Here is a 4,824-nt window from a genome sequence, read left to right as displayed (position 1 = left end):
GATCTGCCTCTTCCTCCTCGACCGCGAAGCGCTCGCCCTCGGCCTCGGACAGGTCGCGCGCGAGGAAGATCCGGACGGCCTCGTCACAGCCGCCGGGCGTGGTGTACACGTCGGTCAGCACCCGCCAGTCCTCGGCCTTGACGTGCGCTTCTTCGTACAGCTCGCGCTGCGCGGCGTGCAGCGGGTTCTCGCCGGGGACGTCGAGCAGTCCGGCCGGGATCTCCCACAGCCTGTGGCGGACGGGGTGGCGGTACTGGCGCAGGACCAGCACCCGGTCGGCCTCGTCGAGGGCGAGGACGGCCACGGAGCCGGGGTGGACCTGGTAGTCACGGCCGACCACGGTGCCGTCGGGCATGACCACGTCGTCGGTGCGGACGGAGGTCTTGTTGCCCACGAAGGGGGTCTCCGTCGCCCGGATCTCCCACTCCTCCGGTGTGTCCTTGATCGTCATGCCTGTCCTTCCACGTGCCACACGACCTGCCGAAACGAAACCGGGGTGCACACCCTTTGAAGGGATGCACCCCGGCCACCGTACAACTGGTGTGTTACTTCGAAGTCTTCCGCTCGACCGAGGCCTTGACGAGCCCGGCGAACAGCGGGTGCGGACGCGTCGGCCGCGAGCGCAGCTCCGGGTGGGCCTGCGTGGCGACCAGGTACGGGTGGACGTCGCGCGGGTACTCGACGTACTCGACGAGCTTGCCGTCCGGGGAGGTGCCGGAGAACTGGATGCCCGCCTTCTTCTCCAGCTCGGCACGGTAGGCGTTGTTCACCTCGTAGCGGTGCCGGTGGCGCTCCTCGACGTACTCCTTGTCGTCGTACACCTCGCGCACGATCGACCCCTCGGCGAGCTTCGCCGGGTACATGCCGAGCCGCATAGTGCCGCCCATGTCACCCTCACCGGCGACGATGTCGAGCTGCTCGGCCATGGTGGAGATGACGGGGTGGCCGGTGGCCGGGTCGAACTCGGTGGAGTTGGCGTCGGTGATGTCGGCCAGGTTGCGCGCGGCCTCGATCACGATGCACTGCAGGCCGAGGCAGAGGCCGAGCAGCGGGATCTTGTTCTCGCGGGCGTACTTGATCGCGCCGACCTTGCCGAGCACACCGCGGTCGCCGAAGCCACCGGGGATGCAGACGCCGTCGACGTCGCCGAGCTGCTGGGCGGCGCCCGCCGGGGTCTTGCAGTCGTCGGAGGTGACCCACTTGATCTTGACGCGGGCCCGGTTGGCGAAGCCGCCGGCCCGCAGTGCCTCGGTGACCGACAGGTAGGCGTCGGGCAGGTCGATGTACTTGCCGACCAGCGCGAGGGTGATCTCGTGGTCGGGGTTGTGGACGCGGTCGAGCAGGTCGTCCCAGGTCGTCCAGTCCACGTCACGGAACGGCAGGTCCAGCTTGCGGACGACGTAGGCGTCCAGGCCCTCGCCGTGCACGGTCTTCGGGATGTCGTAGATCGAGCGGGCGTCGGGGCAGGCCACGACGGCGGCCTCGTCGACGTCGCACATCAGCGAGATCTTCCGCTTGATCGCGGTGGGCACCTCGCGGTCGCAGCGCAGCACGATCGCGTCCGGCTGGATACCGATGTTGCGCAGAGCCGCAACCGAGTGCTGGGTGGGCTTCGTCTTCAGCTCACCCGAGGGGCCGATGTACGGCAGGAGCGAGATATGGACGACGAAGACGTTGTCACGGCCGACCTCGTGACGGACCTGACGGACGGTCTCCAGGAACGGCAGCGACTCGATATCGCCGACCGTGCCGCCGACCTCGGTGATCACGACGTCGACCTCGTCCGTCGCCATGCGGCGGATGCGATGCTTGATCTCGTTGGTGATGTGCGGGATGACCTGCACGGTGTCACCCAGGTACTCGCCGCGCCGCTCCTTGGCGATCACGGTGTTGTACACCTGACCGGTGGTGACGTTGGCGGAGCCGTCGAGGTCGCGGTCGAGGAAACGCTCGTAGTGGCCGATGTCCAGGTCGGTCTCGGCGCCGTCGTTGGTGACGAACACCTCACCGTGCTGGAAGGGGTTCATCGTGCCGGGGTCGACGTTCAGATACGGGTCGAGCTTCTGCATCACGACGCGCAGACCGCGGGCCTTGAGCAGCATGCCGAGGCTGGAGGCCGTCAGGCCCTTGCCGAGCGAGGAGGCGACACCTCCGGTGACGAAGATGTGCTTGGTCGTCGAATTACGAAAAGCGGCGGGCGGCATGGCCAAGACGGGGCTCCCGTGGTCGCGGTCTGGAGGTGCGGTACGGCCGCCCGCCGGAAATCTCCGGGGCGCCGTCGCTGCGGTTCGGGGGTTCCCTGTCGGGAAGGGGCCCACCGGTCCACGGGCTACCAGCGTATCAGCGCCGCGGGGCGATGGCTTCCGGCCACGCTCCGCACACATCCCGACACGGAGACGATGACCGTCACCGGTCCCTCACCCGTTGCTCACTCGTTCGGCGTACCCGCCTTGCCTGGAGGGGCACCCGGATCATCTGCGTGCGTCGTATCCTGCTCGGACACTCACTGCCGAGCCCGTCCGGCCCAACGGCACCACCCCCCGCCCGTCAGCACCGGAACAACGTGAGCTCGTCAGTTCGTTGAGCAACAATTGGCGCTTTGCATCACGGCTGAGTGACCTGTTTTGCTTCATCGCTCAATGACGCAACGCAAGACCTGCTGAAACCCCCTTGACCGCACTAGCGACAGCCCCCTCGTGGGGTGACGTGGCCGTTCGACTGGAGTTGCACGTGGCCGGGCGCATCGAAGACTACGCACTCATCGGAGACATGCAGACCGCCGCTCTGGTCTGCCGGGACGGCACAGTCGACTGGCTGTGCCTGCCCCGCTTCGACTCGCACGCCATCTTCGCCGGCCTGCTGGGCACCGAGGAGCACGGCTTCTGGCGGCTGGGCCCCGCGTACGCCTCCGACCAGCAGCCTCCCACCGCCGCGCGGCGCAGCTACCGGGGCGACTCGCTGATCCTGGAGTCCGAGTGGGACACCCAGCGGGGCACGGTCCGGGTGACCGACTTCATGCCGCCGCGTGACGGCGCCCCGCAGCTGATCCGGATCGTGGAGGGCGTCTCGGGCCGGGTGCCGATGCGCTCGGCGCTGCGCATGCGGTTCTCCTACGGGCGGGTGGTGCCGTGGGTGCACAAGCACGAGGGGCGCACGGTGGCCGTGGCGGGCCCCGACTCCGTGTGGTTCGACACATCCGCGGAGACCTACGGCAAGTCGCTGACGACCTACGCGGACTTCACGGTCGCGCCGGGTGACCGGATCGCGTTCACGATCTCCTGGCAGCCCTCGCACAAGGAGCCGCCGCCGCTGCCCGAGCCGGAGCAGTCGCTGGAGGCGACGGAGGACTTCTGGCGCGAGTGGGTCGACCACTGTACGTACCACGGCCCCTACCGGGAGGCCGTCGTGCGCTCGCTGATCACGCTGAAGGCCCTGACGTACGCCCCGACCGGCGGCATCGTCGCCGCGCCGACCACCTCCCTGCCCGAGGACATCGGCGGCGTCCGCAACTGGGACTACCGCTACACCTGGCTGCGCGACGCGGCGATCACGCTGTCCTCGCTGCTGCGCACCGGCTACCGCGAGGAGGCCCGCGCCTGGCGCGAGTGGCTGTTGCGGGCGGTGGCCGGTGATCCGGAGAACCTGCAGATCATGTACGGCATCGCCGGCGAGCGCGAGCTCGGCGAGGCGGAGCTGGACTGGCTGCCGGGCTACGAGAACTCCGGCCCGGTCCGGGTCGGCAACGGCGCGGCCCACCAGCTCCAGCTGGACGTGTACGGCGAGGTCACCGAGGCCCTGCACCTGGCCCACATGACGGGCCTCGCGCGCAACGACTACGCCGCGCTGCTCCAGCTGAAGCTGATCCGCTACCTGGAGGACCACTGGCAGGAGCCGGACGAGGGCATCTGGGAGGTGCGCGGCCCGCGCCGCCACTTCGTGCACTCCAAGGTGATGGCCTGGGTCGCCGTCGACCGCACGATCAAGCTGATCGAGTCCGGTGACGCGGACGGCCCGCTGGAGCGCTGGCGCGAGCTGCGCGACGACATCCACCGGGACGTGTGCGACAAGGGCTACGACAAGGAGCGCAACACCTTCACCCAGTCGTACGGCTCGAAGGAGCTGGACGCCTCCCTGCTGCTGATTCCGCAGATGGGCTTCCTGCCGCCGGACGACAAGCGGGTCATCGGCACCATCGAGGCGATCCAGCGTGAGCTGTCCACGTCGGACGGCTTCATCCTGCGCTACCCGACCACCAGCGGCGACGAGAACGTCGACGGCCTGCCCGGTGACGAAGGGGCCTTCCTGGCCTGCTCGTTCTGGATGGCCGACGACCTGGCGATGATCGGCCGCGTGGACGAGGCCCGCAAGCTCTTCGAGAAGCTGCTGTCCCTGCGCAACGACCTCGGCCTGCTCGCCGAGGAGTGGGACCCGCGCCTGCAGCGCCAGGTGGGCAACTTCCCGCAGGCGTTCAGCCACGTGCCGCTCATCGACACGGCGCTGCGTCTGACGGCCTCGGGCGCGTACGGCGGCTGAGCGGGGCGGCCCGCAAGGGGCCGGGGCGTCGCTCCGTCCCGTCGCCGGTGTGGCGCCTGCCTTCGCAGGGGTCTCACCGCGGCCTTCGCGGGGCCTGCCTGGCTGCGGCCTTCATCGCGGCTCACTGCGGCCTTCATCGCGGGCCGCACTCGGGCCCTCGCGGGAGTACCACCCCGGCCCTCGCGGGGTGCCGCCCCGGCCCTCGCGGCGCCTCGCCGCGGCCTCGCGGGCCTTCACCTGGCCCGGGCAGATGGACCACACGCTGCGGGACGACTGGCTGGAGCAGCAGAC

At 69.5% G+C, this 4,824-nt stretch carries 3 protein-coding genes; 1 reads left to right on the top strand and 2 read right to left on the bottom strand.

Annotated elements, in window-relative coordinates; translation table 11 throughout:
• On the bottom strand, positions 1 to 451 hold a 451-nt coding region (locus tag ABZ281_RS38045; protein WP_356662592.1), incomplete at its 3' end, for an NUDIX hydrolase.
• Between the two features lie 94 nt (positions 452 to 545).
• The gene (locus ABZ281_RS38040) at positions 546 to 2,204 is read right to left on the bottom strand and encodes a CTP synthase (protein ID WP_356662593.1); all 1,659 of its coding nucleotides are present in this window, start codon (positions 2,202 to 2,204) and stop codon (positions 546 to 548) included.
• A 526-nt stretch (positions 2,205 to 2,730) separates the two neighbouring features.
• Here ABZ281_RS38040 and ABZ281_RS38035 point away from each other — a divergent pair.
• Positions 2,731 to 4,533: a glycoside hydrolase family 15 protein gene (locus ABZ281_RS38035; RefSeq protein ID WP_356662591.1), complete on the top strand. Its 1,803-nt coding sequence runs from the start codon at positions 2,731 to 2,733 to the stop codon at positions 4,531 to 4,533.
• Positions 4,534 to 4,824: the final 291 nt, after the last annotated feature.

The sequence above is a fragment of the Streptomyces sp. NPDC006265 genome, from assembly GCF_040613555.1.
Taxonomy (GTDB): domain Bacteria; phylum Actinomycetota; class Actinomycetes; order Streptomycetales; family Streptomycetaceae; genus Streptomyces.
Note: the sequence above shows the minus strand (reverse complement) of the source record. Positions and strands in the feature narration are given on the sequence as shown.